The sequence below is a fragment of the Streptomyces sp. PL-25 genome (assembly GCF_058344915.1).
Genome location: NZ_CP136997.1, coordinates 6,686,569 through 6,707,144, shown reverse-complemented (window position 1 = coordinate 6,707,144; position 20,576 = coordinate 6,686,569). Strand labels below are relative to the sequence as shown.

General features: G+C 73.0%; 13 protein-coding genes and 2 riboswitches. Of the genes, 8 read left to right on the top strand and 5 right to left on the bottom strand.

The genetic code is table 11. The annotated features are described in order from the left end of the window. Positions 1-21: 21 nt before the first annotated feature. From R4Z62_RS29860 to R4Z62_RS29840, 5 genes are all read right to left on the bottom strand, one after another. Positions 22-1,410 carry a PP2C family protein-serine/threonine phosphatase gene (locus R4Z62_RS29860; RefSeq protein WP_064537758.1) on the bottom strand — a complete coding sequence of 463 codons (1,389 nt, stop codon included), beginning with the start codon at positions 1,408-1,410 and terminating at the stop codon, positions 22-24. Positions 1,411-1,753: 343 nt separating this feature from the next. Beyond that, a complete protein-coding gene (gene cimA, locus R4Z62_RS29855; RefSeq protein ID WP_491521417.1) occupies positions 1,754-3,505 on the bottom strand; it encodes a citramalate synthase in 1,752 nt (583 codons plus the stop codon). 43 nt (positions 3,506-3,548) lie between these two features. Further along, on the bottom strand, positions 3,549-4,526 hold the full coding sequence (locus R4Z62_RS29850) for an NAD(P)-dependent oxidoreductase (RefSeq protein WP_491521416.1): 978 nt from the start codon (positions 4,524-4,526) through the stop codon (positions 3,549-3,551). Positions 4,527-4,799: 273 nt separating this feature from the next. Further along, a riboswitch (adenosylcobalamin (AdoCbl) riboswitch) is annotated at positions 4,800-4,944 on the bottom strand. Positions 4,945-5,045: 101 nt separating this feature from the next. Continuing rightward, positions 5,046-5,666, bottom strand: a complete 621-nt coding sequence (locus R4Z62_RS29845) for a TOPRIM nucleotidyl transferase/hydrolase domain-containing protein (RefSeq protein ID WP_491521415.1) — start codon at positions 5,664-5,666, stop codon at positions 5,046-5,048. Positions 5,667-5,796: 130 nt separating this feature from the next. Continuing rightward, entirely contained in the window at positions 5,797-7,209 is a 1,413-nt protein-coding gene (locus R4Z62_RS29840) for a short-chain fatty acyl-CoA regulator family protein (protein ID WP_398335780.1), read from the bottom strand. Positions 7,210-7,663: 454 nt separating this feature from the next. On the opposite strand from R4Z62_RS29840, the gene aceA reads away from it, so the two are divergent. The 8 genes from aceA (at position 7,664) to scpA (ending at position 20,564) form a co-directional block, all read left to right on the top strand. Beyond that, a complete protein-coding gene (aceA, locus tag R4Z62_RS29835; RefSeq protein WP_491521414.1) occupies positions 7,664-8,947 on the top strand; it encodes an isocitrate lyase in 1,284 nt (427 codons plus the stop codon). A 67-nt stretch (positions 8,948-9,014) separates the two neighbouring features. After that, entirely contained in the window at positions 9,015-10,625 is a 1,611-nt protein-coding gene (locus tag R4Z62_RS29830; RefSeq protein WP_491521413.1) for a malate synthase, read from the top strand. 254 nt (positions 10,626-10,879) lie between these two features. After that, positions 10,880-11,102, top strand: a riboswitch (cobalamin riboswitch). Positions 11,103-11,274: 172 nt separating this feature from the next. After that, positions 11,275-11,694 (top strand): class Ib ribonucleoside-diphosphate reductase assembly flavoprotein NrdI, encoded by a 420-nt coding sequence (gene nrdI, locus R4Z62_RS29825; RefSeq protein ID WP_491521412.1) that lies wholly within the window; start codon positions 11,275-11,277, stop codon positions 11,692-11,694. Continuing rightward, positions 11,664-13,832, top strand: coding sequence for a class 1b ribonucleoside-diphosphate reductase subunit alpha (gene nrdE, locus R4Z62_RS29820; RefSeq protein ID WP_491521411.1), 2,169 nt, complete (start codon positions 11,664-11,666; stop codon positions 13,830-13,832). The genes nrdI and nrdE overlap by 31 nt, the downstream gene beginning before the upstream one ends. Positions 13,833-13,866: 34 nt before the next feature. Beyond that, the gene (gene nrdF, locus R4Z62_RS29815; RefSeq protein ID WP_491521410.1) at positions 13,867-14,889 is read left to right on the top strand and encodes a class 1b ribonucleoside-diphosphate reductase subunit beta; all 1,023 of its coding nucleotides are present in this window, start codon (positions 13,867-13,869) and stop codon (positions 14,887-14,889) included. A gap of 18 nt (positions 14,890-14,907) precedes the next feature. Then, complete coding sequence (thiI, locus tag R4Z62_RS29810; RefSeq protein WP_491521409.1) at positions 14,908-16,194, top strand: tRNA uracil 4-sulfurtransferase ThiI; 1,287 nt, start codon at positions 14,908-14,910, stop codon at positions 16,192-16,194. A gap of 384 nt (positions 16,195-16,578) precedes the next feature. Next, on the top strand, positions 16,579-18,387 hold the full coding sequence (locus R4Z62_RS29805; protein ID WP_491521408.1) for a methylmalonyl-CoA mutase family protein: 1,809 nt from the start codon (positions 16,579-16,581) through the stop codon (positions 18,385-18,387). Continuing rightward, positions 18,387-20,564: a methylmalonyl-CoA mutase gene (gene scpA, locus R4Z62_RS29800; RefSeq protein ID WP_064536442.1), complete on the top strand. Its 2,178-nt coding sequence runs from the start codon at positions 18,387-18,389 to the stop codon at positions 20,562-20,564. The genes R4Z62_RS29805 and scpA overlap by 1 nt, the downstream gene beginning before the upstream one ends. Positions 20,565-20,576: the final 12 nt, after the last annotated feature.

The window sequence follows — 20,576 nt, the reverse complement described above, 5'->3', positions numbered from 1 at the left end:
GGGGCCGCGCCCGGCGGCGGCCTACGTACGGGCGTAGCCGGTGAGGGGCGGGGTGCGCAGGGCGAGGACCGCCATGTCGTCGTGGCCGTCGCTGGGATGGTGCTCGGCCAGTGCCCGGCACAGTTCCTCGGGTGGCCGTCCGGCGTGGCGCGACGCGGTGGCGGCGAGCTCGGCGAGGCCCTCGTCGATGGACCGGCCGGGGACCTCCACCAGGCCGTCCGTGTACAGGACGACGGTGCTGTCCACGGGGACGGACTCGCGGTGATCGGGCCGGGCGAGGTCGGGCGCCACGCCGAGGGGCAGTCCGGGGTCGGTGTCCAGGTAGCGGACGCGGCCGTCGGGCAGCAGCAGGAGCGGCGGCGGGTGCCCGGCGCTGGACCAGTGCAACTGCCAGGCCCCTTCGACAGGTTCGAGGCGGGCCAGCAGCGCGGTGGCGACAGGCGCCTCGTCCAGGGAGTGGATGATGCGGTCGAGACGGGTGAGGGAGGTGCTGGGCGGGGTGCCCCGGTCGTAGTAGAGCGCCCGCAGCATGTTGCGGATCTGCGCCATGTCGGCGGCGGCCCGCAGATCGTGGCCGACCACGTCGCCGATGACGGCCACGCATGCGCCGTCGGGCAGCCGCATCGCGTCGTACCAGTCGCCGCCCACCGCGGCGGGTGCGCTGGCCGGGCGGTAGGCCGCGCCGGCGGCGAAGGGCCTCAGGTCGGGCAGCCGGGGCAGCAGGAGCCGCTGGAACTGCTCGGCGCTGTTGCGGGCCTGGTGGTAGAGGCGGGCGTTCTCGATGGCCACCCCGGCGGTGCCGGCGAGCGCCCGGATGACGCCCTCGTCGTGCCGGTCGAAGGGCTGGCCGTCCTTGCGCTCGGAGAGGTAGAGGTTGCCGTAGACGCGTCCGCGCACGCTGATGGCCACGCCGAGCAGGGTGTTCATCGGCGGGTGGCCGGGCGGGAACCCGGCGGACTCCGGATGCCGGGAGATGTCGCGCACCCGCAGCGGCTCGGGGTGGTGGATCAGGTGGCCCAGCAGCCCCCGGCCCCTGGGCAGCTCCACGCCCTTCAGGTCCGCGAGTTCCTGCGCGCTCAGGCCGAGCGGGATGAACTCGTCCAGCAGCCGCCCCTCCTCGTCGAGGACGCCCATGGCGCCGTAGCGCGCGCCGACCAGGTCCATGGCGGTGCGCACGATACGGCGCAGCACCCTGGGCAGGTCCAGGTCCCCGGTGATGTCGACGACCGCCTGGAGGAGTTCCTGAAGGGTGCTCTGGGCACGGGCCAGGGCGCGCAGTTGCTCGCCGATGCGGTTCAGGTCGGAGCTGAGCGGCAGGTCGAGCAGTGAGGCGTACGGGTCCTCCCCCGCCGCGTCGCCTGTCCGCGGCTCCTCGTGCCCGTCCCGTGGCCCGTTCCGGTCGTCCGCCATCACCGCTGTCCCGCCTCCGCCGTCCGCCGCCCGCAGTCCGCTCCGGGCGCCGCTCGCGCCCGGCCGTGGTCCGGCCCGTCGCGCGGGCCGACTCCGACATCTGAACCGCGGACCTGCTCGCACCGCCCGGCGACGGGCCCGCACGCCGCGCGGGGACACCCTATCGGCCCCCTCTTCGGGGTGCGGCGCGGGCGGTCGGGCGCCGGGGCGCCGTCCGGCGCCCCGGCCGCCGTGTCCGCGCGCGGGGACACGGCGGGGCCGGGAGGGGGCCGGAGCAGGGGCGGTGACGGGGTCCGGAGGAGTAGCGGTGACCGCGTGGGGAGGTGCGCAGGCGCGTCGGCGGTCAGGAGGCCGGGACGCTCGCCCGGGGCCGTCCGGCGGCCCGCAGTGCCTTGTGGGCGAGGGCGTCGGTCAGGGCCCGCATGGCGGCGACGACGACACTGGCGTGTACGCCGGTCGTGGTCCACTCCCGTTGGGCGTCGCGGGAGACGACGAGGACGCGGGTCAGCGCGGTGCCGTCCGCGGAACCGTCCGCGGAGCGCTCGGCCACCGCGTCCAGGACGCGGACGCTGTGGTCGGCGAGGCGGACCTCGTCGAGCCACGGCAGGTGCGGGGCGAGGGCCCGGCGCAGGGCCGCGTCGAGCGCTTCGAGGGGGCCGTTGCCCTCGGCGGTGGCGGTGGCCTCCCGGGTGCTCCGGCCGGTCGCCGGGGCGGTGCTGGGGGTGTCGGGGGTGTCGGGGGTGCCGTCCGGGTCCGGGAGGCTCAGCCGGACCGTCGCCTCGGAGACGACCGCGCCGTCCGGGGCGCGGCGCTCCACGACCTGGTACGACAGGGGGGTGAAGGGCGGGAACGGGCGTCCCGGCCCGCCCTGGCCGCCGGGCTCACCGGCCGTCAGTTCGTCGTGCAGGAGCAGTTCCAGGGAGGCGTCCGCCGCCTCGAAGGACCAGCCGCCCGCCTCCAGGCGCTTGATCCGGGCGACCGCCCGGGAGAGGGCTTCCAGGTCGTCGAGTCCGAAGCCGAGTTCCAGGCACTTGAGTTCCAGGCTGGTGCGCCCGGCCATCTCGCTCACCAGGATGCGGGTGCCGTTGCCCACGACGTCCGGGTCGATGTGGTGGTAGAGCGCGGGGTCCACCTTGATCGCGCTGGCGTGCAGGCCCGCCTTGTGGGCGAAGGCCGCCGCGCCGACGTAGGGCTGGTGCCGGTCGGGGCTGATGTGCGCGGTCTCGGCGAGGGCGTGGGCGGTGCGGGTCAGGTCGCCGAGCCGGGTGCGCGGCACCACCGGCATGCCGAGCTTGGTGGTGAGGTTGCCGATGACCGCGAACAGGTCGGCGTTGCCCGCCCGTTCGCCGTAGCCGTTGGCGGTGCACTGGACGTGGGTGGCGCCCGCCTCCACGGCGGCGATGGTGTTGGCCACGGCGCACCCGGTGTCGTCCTGGCAGTGGATGCCGATACGGAACCCGGTGCGGGCGGCGACCTCGCCGACGGTCTCGGCGAGCCGGCCGGGGAGCTGGCCGCCGTTGGTGTCGCACAGGACGGCGACGTCGGCGCCCGCGCCCATGGCGGCGTCCAGCACTCGCAGCGCGGTGGCGGGGTCGGCGGCGTAGCCGTCGAAGAAGTGCTCGGCGTCGAGGAAGACCCGGCGGCCCTCGGCCACCAGGAGGCGCACGGTGTCCCGTACCATCGCGCAGTTCTCCGCCACGTCCGTGCGCAGCGCCCGTTCGATGTGGCGCCGGTCGGACTTGGCGACCAGGGTGATCACCGGGGCCCGGGAGTGGAGCAGGGCCTGTACCTGCGGATCCCGCTCCGCGCTGCGGCCGGGTTTGCGGGTGCTGCCGAAGGCGACCAACGCGGCGTGTTCCAGGTGCAGTTCGTCCGCCGCGCGGGCGAAGAACGCGGTGTCCTTGGGCAGCGCGCCCGGCCAGCCGCCCTCGATGAAGCCGACGCCCAGGGCGTCCAGGGTGCGGGCGGTGGTGAGCTTCTCCGCGACGGAGTAGGAGATCCCCTCGCGCTGCGCGCCGTCGCGGAGGGTGGTGTCGTACAGGTGGAAACCGTCGCCGAGGGGGGTGTCTGCCGGTGTGGTGCGTGTGTGAGCCACTGGGCGTCCTTCCTGGGGAGTTCCTGGGTCCGTGCGCGGCGGTCTACGGGAGCACGGTCCTGCGGCGCGACCGGTCGCCGTCCCAGGCGGCGCGGTTGACCGGGGCGGCGGGGAGGTCGCCGCGCAGCGCCGTCCCGAGCTGGGTGACCGCGGAGTCGGTCATCCGCACGATGGTCTCGGCGGTCAGTCCGGCGGTGTGCGGGGTGAGGATGACGCGCGGGTGGCTGAGCAGCGGGTGCCCGGCGGGCAGCGGCTCCGGTTCGACGACGTCGAGTCCGGCCGCCGCGATGTGGCCGCTCTCCAGCGCGGCGACCAGCGCCTCGGTGTCGAGGACGCCGCCGCGGGAGCAGTTGACGACGAAGGAGCCGCGCGGCAGCCGGGCGAGCTGGTCGGCGCCGATCATCTGCCGCGAGGTCGCGGTCAGGGCGGGCGCGAGCGCGAGGATCGTGGACCGGGACAGCAACTCGTCGAGGGAGGTGACGAGTTCGGCGCCGACCAGATGGGCGATGCGGGGATCGGCGTACGGGTCGTAGGCGAGTACGTCCGCGCCGAAACCGGCGGTCAGCTTTCGGGCGGTCTCGGCGCCGACGTAGCCGAGTCCGACGACGCCCACCGTCTTGCCGTGCAGTTCGTGGAGGCTGAGGTCGCTGCGCTGCCGCCAGGCGGAGCCGTCGCGGGTGGCCGGGTCGGCCCAGTGGAGCTGTTTGAGTGTGGCCAGGATCAGCATGACGATGTGTTCGCTGACCGGGATCCGGCCGAAACCGAGCTGGTTGACGACGAGGATCCCGAATTCGGTGGCCGCCTCGATGTCGACGTTGTCGGTGCCGAATCCGGAGGTGGAGACGACGGTGAGCCGGGGTGCCGCCGCGAGTATCCGGCGGCTGACTTTCTCGGGATAGCGCACCCAGAGCGCATCGGCGTCGGCCACCGCCGCCATCACCTCGGATTCCTCGGAGGAATCCACGACGACGACTTCGGCACCGAGGCCGCGCAGTCTGTCGGCGCCCGAGGAATCGTACATCGGACGCCAGAGAACGATCTTTGTCACTTCTTCTCTTCCCATCCCCGGATGCTCACGCACGCGGAATCGGCGGTGTCGAAGGGGCGGTGCGCGGGCCACGCGGCACAGGACGGCCGCGGAATCGGCCGCCGGGGCGGTCGGTTCGCGTGCGGTCACCGTGGAACGCGTGCGCGCGGGCACGCCGGAACATGCCCCCGACGGAGCTAGGCGAGGATGGAGAAAACCGGCGCCGAAAGCGTGCGGCGCCCTGTCTCGGCATGCGGGAGATTCCCGTAACGCATCAGCACCATCCTCGTGGGCCTCGTCGTGACACCTGCGGGCGGCAATCTGACTTCCGGGGATTTCTCCCCGGTCACAGTGGCGGGACCGTGCCGGATTCTCACCGGCTTCCCCGCTTCGCAGGCACTGGTGATTCATGTATAGCAGCGGGCCCCGTTCCCCGGACCCCCCTATGGCCGCCGCGAACCCCCTATTCGGTACGGGGATTCACGAGGGGTCGGACGGAGCGCCGCCCGGCGCTCACACTCGGGCGAGCAGGGCGGCGAGCGGCGCCGGTACGTGTCCCGGGTCGAGGGCCTCCACGAGGACCCGGCCGTAGTGGATCTTGCGGCCCTTCTTGGTGCCGAGGAAGCGCCGCATCCGCTGGTGCGCGGTGCGCTCGCGCTGCGCGGGCTGGTTCTCGAAGGTCCGCAGGGCGCGCAGGTCGCCCTCGTCCCGGATCAGTTCCTCGACGCGGGCGACGCCCAGGGCGCGGACGAGTTCGTCCTCCAGGTCCGCCGCGCACACGAAGTACGCGCCCGGTGCCGTGCCTGCCGCGGCGAGGGCGCGGGCGTAGTAGCGGCGCTCCCCCTCGTCGCACAGTCCGGTGAGGCGCAGGCCGAGGCCGGCGGGGCCGAGGAGGCGGGTGAAGCGCCCGACGTTGGTGACACCGCCCATCGGCAGCACGCAGACGCCCTCGGCCGCCAGGTCCCGGCCGTGCCGGGCGGCCAGCGCGTCGACCGCCGCCGCGTCGCTCGGCCCTTCGAGCAGGACGGCGGTCCGTACGGGCAGCAGTGCGGCCAGTTCGCGCACGGGACCGCCGGGGCCGCCCGACGTCCCGTGCGCGAGGACCGCCTCCCGGAACGCGCCCATGTCAGCCATGGGAGGAGTCTCCGCCCCGGTCGCACCACCGTGCCAGGGTTTTTCCGCTCCCGGCCCAGGGTCTTTCGTTCGGATCAGGCCGGATGAGGCACCAGGGCACGCGAGCCCGGCATGATCCGGACGAGAGGCCCTAGGTGAGCGGCCCGGCGCCCGTGACCGGGTAGGGCACGAAGGTGCTGCTGTGGTGGTCGATGAGCAGCGGGCGGCCGAGCGGTGGCGCGGCCCGCTGCGAGCAGTCGAGGCGTTCGCAGACGCGGCAGCCCATGCCGATGGGGGTGGCCGCCGCGGCGTTGTCGAGGTCCAGGCCCTCCGAGTAGACGAGGCGGTGGGCGTGGCGGATCTCGCAGCCCAGGCCGATGGCGTAGACCCGGCCGGGCTCGCCCCAGCCGCCGCGGTGCCGGGTGACGGCGCGGGCGGTCCACAGGTAGCGGCGCCCGTCGGGCATGGCGGCGATCTGCACATGGATGCGGCCGGGCACGGCGAACGCCTCGTACACGTTCCACAGCGGGCAGGTGCCGCCGGCCCGGGAGAAGTGGAAGTCGGTGGCCGACTGGCGCTTGGACATGTTGCCGGCCCGGTCGACGCGGACGAAGGAGAAGGGGACGCCGAGCAGCCGGGGGCGCTGGAGGGTGCTCAGCCGGTGGCAGACGGTCTCGTAGCCCACTCCGTAGTGGTCGGTGAGGCGTTCGATGTCGTAGCGGGCCTCCTCCGCCGCCGCGTGGAACGAGGTGTACGGGAGGATCAGCGCGGCGGCGAAGTAGTGGGCGATGCCGATGCGGGTCAGGCCGTGGGCCGGGGTGCCGGGTGCGAAGTCCTCGGCGGCCAGCCGCCCGAAGTCGTCGCCGTGTTCCAGCAGGGCGAGCTGGGTGGCCATGCGGAAGGCGCGGCGGCCGGGGCGCAGCCGCGGGGACAGGTGCAGGGTGCGGGTGGTCTCGTCGTAGTGGTGCAGCCGGTCGCCGGTCTCGGCGGCCAGGTGGACGCCGTGGGAGGCGGCGAGCCGGGTGGTGAGGGCGGCGGTCGTCTCGCCCGGCCGGACCCCGATCCGCGCGGCCAGGTCCTCGGCGGCGAGGTCGGTGCCGTGCAGGTAGTTGCGTCGCCGGTAGAAGAAGTCCCGTACCTCCTCGTGCGGTGAGGAGGCGGGGGTGCGCGCGCCGTCCCGGCCGTCGGTGGCACCGGCCAGCCGCTCGGACAGCTCCTGGTTGCGGCGGCCGAGGTCCAGCAGCACCCGGGCCACGGCGGGCGTCCGGGAGGCCAGGTCGGCGAGATCGGCCGCGGTGACCCGGGACTCGGCGATCTCCCCGGCCAGCGCCTCGCGCAGGTCGGCCACCAGCCGGGTGGTGTCGCGCTCGGAGAAGAAGCCCGGGTCGATGCCGAAGGTCTCGGTCAGCCGGAGCAGCACGGGCACGGTGAGCGGGCGGGAGTCGTGCTCCATCTGGTTCAGATAGCTGGGCGAGATGCACAGCACCCGGGCCAGTTCGGCCTGGCTCATCCGGCGGTCCTCGCGCAGCCGCCGCAGCCGGGCACCCGCGTACGTCCTGCTCACCGCTCACTCCTCCGGGCCGACGGCGCGTCCCGCTCAGCCTAGGCGGACCGGCGCCGTGCGCGGCCTTCGCAACCTTGGCAAAAAGCGAGGGAAAGATACGCAGAACTTGGCAGCCGTCCACGGTTGATGGCACTCAGTGCCAGTGCCAGAGTCGTAGTGCGGCTCGCCGGAACGGGCCGGCACCACCGGGGAGCGGGGTCCGATTCACCGCCCTGACGTCGGAGATCCTGACACCGGTGGCGCCCTGGACCGGCAACGTTGCTCACGTGCGCCCACCACCGGTGGCGGCGGGCCGCACCCCGTTGAACGGGTGTGAACGCGCTTTTCAAGACACGCAGTGCCATGACAGCCAGAGCGGCCGGTGGATTCGCAGCCGTGGCAGACGGCGGACGGATCGACCGCCGGCCGGCGCCCGCGACGACGACCGCGGCCAACCGAGGAGACGGTGACAGACATGACCGAGCCGAACACACAGGCGGCCGCGGAACTCGCGCGGCGCTGGGCCACCGACCCGCGCTGGCAGGGCGTCGAGCGCACCTACGGCGCCGAGGACGTGGTCCGCCTCTCCGGCAGCGTCCGCGAGGAGCACACCCTGGCCCGGCGCGGCGCCGAGCGGCTCTGGCGGCAGCTGCACGAACTCGACTACGTGCACGCGCTCGGCGCGCTCACCGGCGGCCAGGCCGTCCAGCAGGTCAAGGCGGGCCTCCAGGCGGTCTACCTGTCCGGCTGGCAGGTCGCCGCCGACGCCAACCAGGCCGGTCACACCTACCCGGACCAGAGTCTGTACCCGGCCAACTCCGTGCCCCAGGTGGTGCGCCGGATCAACAACGCGCTGCTGCGCGCCGACCAGATCGCCACCGCCGAGGACGCGGGCGACACCACCGACTGGCTGGCGCCGGTGGTCGCCGACGCGGAGGCCGGCTTCGGCGGCCCGCTGAACGCCTTCGAACTGACCAAGGCGATGATCGCGGCGGGCGCGGCGGGCATCCACTACGAGGACCAGCTCGCCTCCGAGAAGAAGTGCGGCCACCTCGGCGGCAAGGTCCTGGTGCCCACCTCGCAGCACATCCGCACCCTCAACGCGGCCCGGCTGGCCGCCGACATCGCCGATGTGCCCACGGTGATCGTGGCCCGCACCGACGCGCTCGCCGCCACCCTGCTGACCAGCGATGTCGACGAACAGGACGCGGAGTTCACCACCGGCGAGCGCACCGCCGAGGGCTTCTACCGGGTCCGCGGCGGCATGGACCCGGTGATCGCCCGCGGGCTGGCCTACGCCCCCTACGCCGACCTGCTGTGGATGGAGACCGGCACGCCCGACCTGGAGCAGGCGCGCACGTTCGCCGAGGCGATCCACTCCCGGTACCCGGACCGGATGCTGGCGTACAACTGCTCGCCGTCCTTCAACTGGAAGGCGGCCCTGGACGACGACCGGATCGCCAAGTTCCAGCGTGAACTGGGCGCGATGGGCTACCGGTTCCAGTTCATCACGCTGGCCGGTTTCCACTCGCTCAACCACGGCATGTTCGACCTGGCCCGCGGCTACGCCGAGCACGGCATGACCGCCTATGTCGACCTCCAGGAGCGCGAGTTCGCCGCGCAGGCCGACGGGTTCACCGCGGTCAGGCACCAGCGCGAGGTCGGCACCGGCTACTTCGACCTGGTCTCCACGGCCGTCAACCCCGCCTCCTCCACCACCGCCCTGGCCGGCTCCACCGAGGCGGAGCAGTTCCACTAGCCGCTCTCCGGCGCGGCCCCCTCGCCGGGGCCGCCCGTGGGTCCTGTCGCGTCCGAAGGAGAACCCGATGACCACCCTCGCACCGCCCCGGCCCGTCCGTGTCCTCGCCGCTCCCGGCCCCCGGCACGAGGAGATCCTGACCCCCGGGGCCCTGGACTTCGTCGGCCGGCTGGCCGCCGCGTTCGCGGAGCGCCGGCGCGACCTGCTGAAGGAGCGGCGGCGCCAGGCGATGCGGCTGGCGTCGGGCTCCCCGCTCGGCTTCCCCATGGTGACCGCCGCCGTGCGCGCCGACCCGTTCTGGCGGGTCGCGCCGCCCGCGCCCGGTCTGGCCGACCGGCGGGTGGAGATCACCGGGCCGCCGGACCGCCGGACGGCCGTCGAGGCGCTGGCCTCCGGCGCCCAGGTGTGGACGGCCGACTTCGAGGACGCCACCGCACCGCTGTGGGACAACATCGTGGGCGGGCAGCTGACCCTGCTCGACACCGTCGAGGGCCGGATCGGCCCGCCCGCGCCCGGCGGCGGGGAGCACCGGCCGGGCGGGGGCGGCCGGATCCCCACCGTCATGGTCCGCCCGCGCGGCTGGCACCTGGACGAGGCGCACCTGGAGCACGACGGCGCGCCGGTGCCCGCCGCCCTGGCCGACTTCGGCCTGTACTTCTTCCACTGCGCCCGGCGGCGGACCGAGGACGGGAGCGGCCCGTACTTCTCGCTGCCCAAGCTGGAGAACCGGTACGAGGCGCGGCTGTGGAACGACGTGTTCCTGCTCGCCCAGGAGCTGCTGGGCATTCCCCGGGGCACCGTCCGGGCCACCGTGCTGATCGAGACGGTCACCGCCGCCTTCGAGATGGAGGAGATCCTCTACGAGCTGCGCGAGCACGGCGCCGGCCTGACCGCGGGCCGCCGGGACTACCTCTTCAGCCTCGTGCGCACCTTCGGCCACCGCACCGACTTCCTGCTGCCGGACCGGGCGGGGGTGCCGATGACGGCGCCGTTCCTGCGGGCGTACACCGAGCTGCTGGTGCGCACCTGCCACCGGCGCGGCGCGCATGCCGTCGGCGGCCGGGCGGCCCAGGTGCCGGGCGCGGACGCGGCGGCGCGCGAGGCGGCCGTCGCCGCGGTCCGGCTGGACAAGGAGCGGGAGGCGGAGGACGGCTTCGACGGGTCCCAGGTGGCCCGTCCCGAGCTGGTCCCGGTCTGCCGGGAGGCGTTCGACGGGGTCCTCGGCGAGCGGCCGCACCAGCTCGACCGCACCCGCGAGGACGTCGAGGCGGGCGCCGCCGAGCTGCTGTCGGTGCGGCGGATCAGCGCCCCGCCGACCCCGGAGGGGGTGCGCACGGGCGTCGCCGTCGCGCTGCGCTGCTTCGCCGCCTGGCTCGGCGGCCGGGGCACGGTCGTCGTGGACGGGGTGCTGGAGGACACGGCCACCGCCGAGGTCGCCCGGACGCAGATCTGGCAGTGGCTGCGGCACCGGGTGGTCGACCGGGAGACGGTGGGCCGGGTGCTCGACGACGAGCTGGCCGCGCTGGGCGCCGCCTACCCGTGGGCGCCGCTGGAGGAGGTGCGCGCGCTGTTCGAGCGCACCGCGCTCGCCGGTGAGCTGCCGCTGTTCTTCACCCCGGACGCGTACGCGCGCCATCTGGTGCGCCGGACGGGAGCCGGGGGGTGCGAGCGGGGATAGCGGGGATGAGCCTGCGGCCGGACTGAGGGGTCCGGACGCGGCGCGTACCGAGGGGTGCGCGCGGCACCGGCGCGGTGAGGGCCGCGGCGGTGCCCGGGAGACGGGCGGGAAGCGCGGGTACGGCGCTTCCCGCCCGTGCCGTGTCCGGGTCCGCGCGCCGTGCGCCACCGCCGCCGCGACAGGGCTTAGGTATACCTAAGTTTTCCCGAAGACACAACATCTGGGGCTGTGCACCACGGCAGCGTTCTAGATGTAGTGTTGGCCGTGCTGGTGGTTCGCCAGGCACTCCGGTGCCCGGCGAGGCAAGAGGGAACCCGGTGGGAATCCGGGACTGCCCCGCAGCGGTGAGCGGGAACGACCGCCGTCATACGCACTGGACCCGGTGGACCGGGCCTGGGAAGCGACGGCCAGTAGACGTCTCGTACGACACGAGACACGCCCGCGAGTCCGAAGACCTGCCACCGGTGCGTACGCCGACGAGCGGCGTGCGTGCTCCGAGGCCCCGAGGGAGGGCCGCGTGGCAGCAGCACGGACCCGGGTCCGGCGTGCCCTTCTTCCGCCGCCGCCCGGCCCCGCCGTACGCGCCGCGACGCTCCTCCTCCCCCGGTCCTCGGACAGGGACGGGAACGAGCGAGAGGAGCGGCGGTCGATGAGCGGCCTCGTGTATTTCTCCAGCGTCTCGGAGAACACCAAGCGCTTCGTGGAGAAGCTGGGTCTGCCCGCCACGCGCATCCCCCTGCATCCGCACCGCGCCGGGCTGCCACGGGTGGCCGGGCCGTATGTGCTGATCACGCCGACCTACGGCGGCGGCGAACGCGCCGGGGCGGTCCCCAGGCAGGTGATCCGCTTTCTGAACGTCGAGGCCAACCGCGCGCTGCTGCGCGGGGTCATCGCGTCCGGCAACACCAACTTCGGCGTGGACTACTGCCTGGCCGGACGGGTGATCGCGGCGAAGTGCGGGGTTCCGGAGCTGTACCGATTCGAACTGCTGGGCACGGAGCGCGACGTCCGTGCCGTGAGGGAAGGACTGAGGACGTTTTGGACACGACACTCATCGGCGGCGGCGTGATCACCGCCCAGCGCGAGTCGGTCGGTACGCGCAAGGACTACCACGCGCTCAACGCCCTGCTGAACATGTACGACTGCGACGGCCGCATCCAGTTCGACAAGGACCGCGAGGCCGTACGCCAGTACTTCCTCCAGCACGTCAACCCGAACACGGTGGTCTTCCCCACCCTCAAGGAGAAGATCGACCACCTGATCGAGAACGACTACTACGAGGAAGCCCCGATCCGGCGCTACGACTGGGAGTTCGTCAAGGGCCTGTACCGGCGGGCGTATGCCCACGAGCACCGCTTCCGCACCTTCCTCGGCGCGTTCAAGTACTACACGTCGTACACGCTCAAGACCTTCGACGGCTCCCGCTACCTGGAGCGCTACGAGGACCGGGTGGCCGCGACCGCGCTCTTCCTCGGCGCCGGGGACGAGGCGCTGGCGTCCCGGCTGGTGGACGAGATGATGACCGGCCGCTTCCAGCCGGCCACACCGACCTTCCTCAACGCGGGCAAGGCGCAGCGCGGCGAGCTGGTCTCCTGCTTCCTGCTGCGCGTCGAGGACAACCTGGAGTCCATCGGCCGGGGCGTCAACTCGGCGCTCCAGCTGTCCAAGCGCGGCGGCGGGGTGGCGCTGCTGCTGACCAACCTGCGCGAACAGGGCGCCCCGATCAAGAAGATCGAGAACCAGTCCTCCGGGGTGGTCCCGGTGATGAAGCTGCTGGAGGACTCCTTCTCCTACGCCAACCAGCTCGGCGCGCGCCAGGGCGCGGGCGCGGTCTACCTGCACGCCCACCACCCGGACATCATGCGGTTCCTGGACACCAAGCGGGAGAACGCGGACGAGAAGATCCGCATCAAGACGCTGTCGCTGGGCGTGGTCGTCCCGGACATCACCTTCGAACTGGCCAAGCGCAACGAGGACATGCACCTGTTCTCGCCCTACGACGTGGAGCGCGAGTACGGCAGGCCGCTGGCCGATCTCTCCGTCAGCGAGCACTACGACGACCTGGTCGCCAACCCGCGCATCCGCAAGACCACGCTCAGCGCCCGCGAGTTCTTCAAGACGATCGCGGAGCTGCAGTTCGAGTCGGGCTACCCGTACCTGCTGTTCGAGGACACCGTGAACCGGGCCAACCCGATCCCGGGCTGGATCAACATGTCCAACCTGTGCTCGGAGATCCTCCAGGTGAACACGCCGAGCACGTACGACGCCTCGCTCGGCTACGAGACCGTCGGCCGGGACATCTCCTGCAACCTGGGCTCGCTGAACATCGCCGCCGCCATGGCCTCCCCCGACCTCGGCGCGAGCGTGGAGACCGCGGTGCGCGGCCTGACGTCCGTCTCCGACCAGTCGCACATCGACGCGGTGCCGTCCGTGGCGCACGGCAACGACCTGTCGCACTCCATCGGCCTGGGCCAGATGAACCTGCACGGCTACCTCGCCTCGCAGCGCATCCACTACGGCAGCGAGGAGGGCATCGACTTCACCGACCTGTACTTCTACACGATCGCCTACCACGCGCTGCGCGCCTCGAACCGGATCGCGATCGAACGCGGCACCGCCTTCGACGGGTTCGAGAAGTCCGCGTACGCCGACGGCTCGTACTTCGACAAGTACACCGAGCGGGCCTGGGAGCCGGCCACCGCGCGGGTGCGGGAGCTGTTCGCCGACGCGGGGATCGCGCTGCCCACCCAGGACGACTGGCGCGAGCTGAAGCGCTCGGTGCGGGAGCACGGCATCTACAACCAGTACCTCCAGGCCGTCCCGCCGACCGGGTCCATCAGCTACATCAACGACTCGACCGCCTCCATCCACCCGATCGCCTCCAAGGTGGAGATCCGCAAGGAGGGCAAGCTCGGCCGCGTCTACTACCCGGCGCCGCACATGGACAACGACAACCTGGAGTACTTCCAGGACGCGTACGAGATCGGCTACGAGAAGATCATCGCCACCTACGCGGCGGCCACCCGCCATGTCGACCAGGGGCTCAGCTGCACCTTGTTCTTCCGGGACACGGCCACCACCCGCGACCTCAACAAGGCGCAGATCCTCGCCTGGCGCCAGGGCATCAAGACGCTCTACTACATCCGGCTGCGCCAGGAGGCCCTGGAGGGCACCGAGATCGAGAACTGCCTGTCCTGCACCCTGTGACCCCCTCGCACGCCCCGTTCACGAAAGCACCCCGATGACCACCACCCCCGCCCCGCTGACCGAGATCTCGGTCACCCCGCCGGCCTTCCGCCAGGACCCGGCCGCCCGGCTGCGCCCGGTCAACTGGAACCGCGTCACCGACGAGAAGGACCTGGAGGTGTGGAACCGGCTCACCGCCAACTTCTGGCTGCCCGAGAAGGTGCCGCTCTCCAACGACGTGGGCGCCTGGCAGCAGCGGCTCACCGCGGACGAACGCACCCTGACCATGCGGGTGTTCACCGGTCTGACCATGCTCGACACCGTGCAGGCCACGGTCGGTGAGATCGTGCAGATCCAGGACGCGCGCACCGAGCACGAGCAGGCCGTCTACACCAACATCGCCTTCATGCAGGCCGTGCACGCCCGCAGCTACTCCTCGGTGTTCTCCACCCTCTCCAGCACCCCGGAGATCGACGACGCCTACCGCTGGGCGGTGGCCAACGACGTCCTCCAGCAGCGCTGCAAGACGGTGCTCGCGCACTACTACGGTGACGACCCGCTCAAGCGGAAGGTCGCCTCCACGCTGCTGTCGTCGCTGCTGCTGTACGCGGGCTTCTATCTGCCGCTGCACTTCTCCACGCACGCGCTGCTCACCAACACCGCCGACATGATCCGGCTGATCCTGCGCGACAAGGCGGTGCACGGCTACTACTCCGGCTACAAGTTCCAGCGCGGCCTTGAGCGGCTGACGGCGGCGGGCCAGGAGGAGATGCGCGCCTTCACCCATGCGCTGCTGGAGGAGCTGTACGAGCTGGAGCTGTGCTACTCGGGCGAGCTGTACGAGCCGCTGGGCCTGATGGACGACGTGGCCGTCTTCGTCCGCTACAACGCGAACAAGGCGCTGATGAACCTCGGTTACCCGGCCCGCTTCGGCGCGGACGAGACCGAGGTCAACCCGGAGATCCTGGCGGCGCTCTCGCCCGGCGCGGACGAGAACCACGACTTCTTCTCCGGTTCCGGCTCCTCGTACGTCATGGGCAAGGCGGAGAACACCTCCGACGACGACTGGGACTTCTGAGAGGCTCACATGTCCGCCATGTCCGGCAACCCCCAGGTGCCCGCTCCCCGGGCGGGTACCGCGCCGCACGGCGCCTGCGTCCTGCTCAAGCACGGCGAGATCTTCCTCAAGGGCCGCAACCGGCACCGGTTCACCGAGCGGCTGCACGACAACCTGCGGATCGCGCTGCGCGGGATCGGCGGCTCGACCTGGATCAAGACCGCGCAGAACGTCACCGTGGTCGGCGGGCAGGTCCCGCAGGACGCGCTGGTGGAGCGGGCGCGCCGGGTGATCGGCTTCAACTCCGTCGAACCGGCCCTGCGGGTGCCCAGCACCCTGGAGGAGATCACCCGGACGGCCGTCGCCGAGCTGAGCGCGGCCGGTGCCGAGCGGCCCGGACTCGGCTTCGCGGTCCGGGCCCGGCGCCGGGACAAGCAGTTCCCGCTGACGTCGTCGCAGGTGGCGGGGCATCTGGGGGCGGAGGTCCTGCGCGCTGTCCCCGGGCTGCGCGTCGACCTCACCCGGCCCGAGGTGACGCTGTCCGTGGAGATCGACCGCAAGGAGACGTACCTGTCCTGGCGGCGGCACCGGGGGCTGACCGGGCTGCCGGTCGGCTCCAGCGGGCGGGCCCTCGCGCTGCTGTCCGGGGGCTACGACTCTCCGGTGGCCGCGCACCGGGCCATGCGGCGCGGGCTGCACTGCGACTTCGTGCACTTCAGCGGCGCCCCGTACACGAACCCGGCGTCGGTGTACAAGGCATACGCCCTGGCCCGGGAGCTGAACCGGTACCAGCCGCCCGGACGGCTGCACGTCATCGCGCTGGGCAAGGCGCAGAAGCAGCTCGCCGTGGCGGGCGCCGGGCGGCTCCAGGTCGTCGCCCAGCGCCGCCTGATGATCCGCACCGCCTCGGCACTCGCCGCCCGTACCGGCGCCGAGGCGCTGGTGACCGGCGACAGCCTGGGGCAGGTGGCCAGCCAGACGCTGGCCAACCTCGCGGCGGTGGACGAGGCGGCGGCGCTGCCGGTGCTGCGTCCGCTGATCGGCTGGGAGAAGCAGGAGATCATCGACGAGGCCGTGCGCGTCGGCACCGCGGAGATCTCGGTGCTGCCCGACGAGGACTGCTGCCAGCTCCTCGCCCCGCCGCGCGCCAGCACCCGGGCGGGCCTGCCCCGGCTGCGCGCCGTGGAACGCCGCCTCGACCTCGACGAGGTGACGGCGGCACTGCTGGCGAGCGCCCGGGTGATGCTGCCCGGCGCGGACACCGGCCCCCTCCCCGAGACCCCGGCGCCCACCTGCCCGGCCCCCGCACCGGCCTCACCACCGTGAGGCCGTACCCGTCACCGCTGAAGGGGGCACACCGTGCCGGCGAGCCGCTCGCCGGCACCGGACGCGGCCTCGACGACCGGGCGGGGCCACCGGCCGGCCGCGCCGGAAGCACCGCCGCGGGGGCGCCAAGCGGTCCTCCCGGCACGGCCCGGCCCCCGGCAGCGCGCCGCCTCCGCCCGCGCGACCCGCCCCCGCCTCGCCCCGCCCCGCCCGCGGCCCCGTTTCCGGGCTCGGGCGCGGAAGGACCCGTACGGCCACCCGCCCCACGCGGGCGGCAGCGCGCCGTCGCTTTCACCCGAGCGGCCTACGCCACACTCCGGGAGAGAACAAGGTCACAACCTCGGCCTCTGCCTGCGCTCCACCGGACTGCCCTAGCATCCGACCATGACGGTCCTGCCTGACGACGGGCTCTCCCTGGCGGCCGACTTCCCTGACGCGACGCATGAGCAGTGGCGCCACCTGGTGGCGGGTGTGCTGCGCAAGTCGGGCCGGGAAGTACCGGACGACGAGGCGGAGGGCGCTCTGTCCACCGCGCTGGAGGACGGGTTGCGCGCCCGTCCCCTGTACACCGCGCGCGACCACGCGCCCGACCCCGGCCTGCCCGGCTTCCCGCCGTTCGTGCGCGGCGGGAAGGCCGAGGGGAGCACGGTCGGCGGCTGGGACGTGCGCCAGCGGCACACGGTGGCCGAGGCGGCGCCCGTCCTGAACGACCTGGAGAACGGCGTCACCTCGCTGTGGCTGGCCGTCGGCGAAGGCGGCATCCCCGTTTCCGCGCTCGGCACCGTCCTCGACGGCGTCTACCTCGACCTGGCCCCGGTCGTCCTGGACGCGGGCGAGGCGGCGGAACCGGCCGCGCGCGAGCTGCTGCGGCTGTTCGCCGAGCGCGAGGTGGCCGCCGACGCGGCCCGCGGCAACCTGGGCGCCGACCCGCTGGGCCTGGAGGCCCGCACCGGCCGGCCCCGCGACACGGCGTCCGCGGCGGAGGCGGCCCGGCTGTGCGCGGCACGGTACCCGGGGCTGCGCGCGCTGACCGTGGACGCGCTGCCGTACCACGAGGCCGGCGGCTCGGCCGCGCAGGAGCTGGGCTGCTCGCTGGCGACCGGCGTCGCCTATCTGCGTGAACTGACCGGGGCCGGTCTTGACACCGCCCAGGCGCTGGCGCAGCTGGAGTTCCGCTACGCCGCGACCGCCGACCAGTTCCTGACCATCGCCAAGCTGCGCGCCGCCCGGCGGCTGTGGGCGCGGGTGGCCGAGGTGTGCGGGGCACCCCGCGCGGGCGGTCAGCTCCAGCACGCGGTGACCTCCTCGGTGATGATGACGCGCCGCGACCCGTGGGTGAACATCCTGCGCACCACGGTGGCCGCGCTGGCCGCCGGGGTGGGCGGCGCCGACGCGGTGACCGTGCTGCCCTTCGACCACGCGCTCGGCCTGCCCGACGCGTTCGCCCGGCGGATCGCCCGCAACACCTCCGTCATCCTCGTCGAGGAGTCGCAGCTGTCCCGGGTGGTCGACCCGGCGGGCGGCTCCTGGTACGTGGAGCGGCTGACCGACGAACTCGCCCACGCGGGCTGGGAGTTCTTCCAGGAGATCGAGCGCGCCGGAGGCCAGGGGCCCGCGCTGCGCTCCGGGCTGGTCGGCGAGCGGCTGGCGGCGACCTGGGCCGCGCGCAGCGCGAAACTCGCCAAGCGCCGCGAACCGGTCACCGGCGTCAGCGAGTTCCCGCACCTGGCGGAGAAGCCGGTGGTGCGCGAACCGGCGCCCGAGCCGCCGTCCGGCGGGCTGCCCCGGGTGCGCCGGGACGAGGCGTTCGAGGAGCTGCGGGCCCGCTCCGACGCCCACCTCGCCGCGACCGGGGCCCGGCCCCGCGTGTATCTGGCGGCGCTCGGCCCGGCCGCCGCGCACACCGCCCGGCTCACCTTCGCCGCCAACCTGTTCCAGGCGGGCGGCATCGAACCGGTCACCGAGGGCACCTTCGAGGAGAGCGGCGCGCGCGAGGCGTGCCTGTGCTCCAGCGACGCGCTGTACGAGGAGCAGGCCGACGTGGTCGTCCGGGGCTTGCGGGAGGCGGGCGCCGGGCATGTGTTCCTCGCCGGCCGCCCCGGACCGTACGAGGGCGTGGACACCTACGTCTTCGCCGGCTGCGACGCCGTCGCCGTGCTCTCCGCCGCACTCGACCGCATGGGAGTGTCCTGATGTCCGTCCCCGACTTCTCGGCGATCGAGCTCGGAGAGCCGCGCCCCGACGGCGGCGCCGACGAGTGGCGCACCGCGGTGCAGAAGGCCGCCGACGGCGACGACCTGCTCTGGGAGACGCCCGAGGGCATCACCGTCAAGCCGCTGTACACCGGGCAGGACCTGGAGGGCCTGGACTTCCTGGACACCTTCCCGGGCGTCGCCCCGTATCTGCGCGGCCCGTACCCGACGATGTACGTCAACCAGCCCTGGACGATCCGCCAGTACGCGGGCTTCTCCACGGCGGAGGAGTCCAACGCGTTCTACCGGCGCAATCTGGCGGCCGGTCAGAAGGGCCTGTCGGTCGCCTTCGACCTGCCCACGCACCGCGGCTACGACAGCGACCACCCGCGGGTGACCGGTGACGTCGGCATGGCGGGCGTGGCGATCGACTCGATCTACGACATGCGGCAGCTCTTCGACGGCATCCCGCTGGACCGGATGACGGTGTCGATGACGATGAACGGCGCGGTGCTGCCGGTGCTGGCGCTGTACATCGTGGCCGCGGAGGAGCAGGGCGTCCCCGCGGAGAAGCTGGCCGGGACCATCCAGAACGACATCCTCAAGGAGTTCATGGTCCGCAACACCTACATCTATCCGCCGAAGCCGTCGATGCGGATCATCTCCGACATCTTCGCCTTCACCTCGCAGCGGATGCCCCGCTACAACTCCATCTCGATCTCCGGGTACCACATCCAGGAGGCGGGCGCGACGGCCGACCTGGAGCTGGCGTACACGCTGGCGGACGGCGTGGAGTACATCCGGGCGGGCCGGGACGCGGGCCTGGACGTGGACGCCTTCGCGCCCCGGCTGTCGTTCTTCTGGGCGATCGGCATGAACTTCTTCATGGAGATCGCCAAGTTGCGCGCGGCCCGGCTGCTGTGGGCCAAGCTGGTCAGGCAGTTCGACCCGAAGAACGCCAAGTCGCTGTCCCTGCGCACCCATTCGCAGACCTCCGGCTGGTCGCTGACCGCGCAGGACGTGTTCAACAACGTCACGCGCACCTGTGTGGAGGCGATGGCGGCCACCCAGGGGCACACCCAGTCGCTGCACACCAACGCCCTGGACGAGGCGCTGGCGCTGCCCACCGACTTCTCCGCGCGCATCGCCCGCAACACCCAGCTGCTGATCCAGCAGGAGTCCGGCACCACCCGGGTGATCGACCCGTGGGGCGGCAGCGCGTACGTGGAGCGGCTGACGTACGACCTGGCCCGCCGCGCGTGGCAGCACATCCAGGAGGTGGAGCAGGCGGGCGGCATGGCGCAGGCCATCGACGCGGGCATCCCCAAGCTGCGCGTGGAGGAGGCGGCGGCCCGCACCCAGGCGCGCATCGACTCCGGGCGGCAGCCGGTGATCGGGGTGAACAAGTACCGGGTGGACAGCGACGAGCAGATCGAGGTGCTCAAGGTCGACAACTCCTCGGTGCGCACCCAGCAGATCGCCAAGCTGCGGCGGCTGCGCGAGGAGCGGGACGAGACGGCGTGCCGGGACGCGCTGGACGCCCTGACCCGGGCGGCCGGCGGCGAGGGCAACCTGCTGGAGCTGGCGGTGCGGGCGGCCCGTGCCAAGGCGACCGTCGGGGAGATCAGCGACGCCCTGGAGAAGGTGTACGGGCGGCACGCGGGCCAGATCCGTACCATCTCCGGTGTGTACCGCAACGAGGCAGGCCAGTCGCCGGACGTGGACCGCACCCGCGCGGTGGTGGACGACTTCGCGGAGGCCGAGGGCCGCCGACCGCGCATCCTGGTCGCCAAGATGGGCCAGGACGGCCACGACCGCGGCCAGAAGGTGATCGCCACGGCCTTCGCCGACCTGGGCTTCGACGTGGACGTCGGCCCGCTGTTCCAGACCCCGGCGGAGGTCGCCCGGCAGGCCGTCGAGGCGGACGTGCACATCGTCGGGGTGTCGTCGCTGGCCGCCGGGCATCTGACGCTGGTGCCCGCGCTGCGCGAGGCGCTCGCCGAGGAGGGCCGCGGCGACATCATGATCGTGGTGGGCGGGGTGATCCCGCCGCAGGACGTACCGACGCTCCTGGAGATGGGCGCGACGGCCGTCTTCCCGCCCGGCACGGTGATCCCCGACGCGGCCCGCGACCTGGTGACGCGGCTGGCGGCGGATCTCGGCCACGACGAGCTGTGAGCCGGTGAGCTG

Excerpts from the sequence above, each read along its gene's own strand:
- R4Z62_RS29860 (WP_064537758.1), bottom strand. The coding sequence starts at position 1,410 with ATGGCGGACGACCGGAACGGGCCACGGGACGGGCACGAGGAGCCGCGG.
- R4Z62_RS29850 (WP_491521416.1), bottom strand. The coding sequence starts at position 4,526 with ATGTACGATTCCTCGGGCGCCGACAGACTGCGCGGCCTCGGTGCCGAA.
- R4Z62_RS29845 (WP_491521415.1), bottom strand. The coding sequence starts at position 5,666 with ATGGCTGACATGGGCGCGTTCCGGGAGGCGGTCCTCGCGCACGGGACG.
- aceA (WP_491521414.1), top strand. The coding sequence starts at position 7,664 with ATGACCGAGCCGAACACACAGGCGGCCGCGGAACTCGCGCGGCGCTGG.
- R4Z62_RS29830 (WP_491521413.1), top strand. The coding sequence starts at position 9,015 with ATGACCACCCTCGCACCGCCCCGGCCCGTCCGTGTCCTCGCCGCTCCC.
- nrdI (WP_491521412.1), top strand. The coding sequence starts at position 11,275 with ATGAGCGGCCTCGTGTATTTCTCCAGCGTCTCGGAGAACACCAAGCGC.
- nrdF (WP_491521410.1), top strand. The coding sequence starts at position 13,867 with ATGACCACCACCCCCGCCCCGCTGACCGAGATCTCGGTCACCCCGCCG.
- thiI (WP_491521409.1), top strand. The coding sequence starts at position 14,908 with ATGTCCGGCAACCCCCAGGTGCCCGCTCCCCGGGCGGGTACCGCGCCG.
- R4Z62_RS29805 (WP_491521408.1), top strand. The coding sequence starts at position 16,579 with ATGACGGTCCTGCCTGACGACGGGCTCTCCCTGGCGGCCGACTTCCCT.
- scpA (WP_064536442.1), top strand. The coding sequence starts at position 18,387 with ATGTCCGTCCCCGACTTCTCGGCGATCGAGCTCGGAGAGCCGCGCCCC.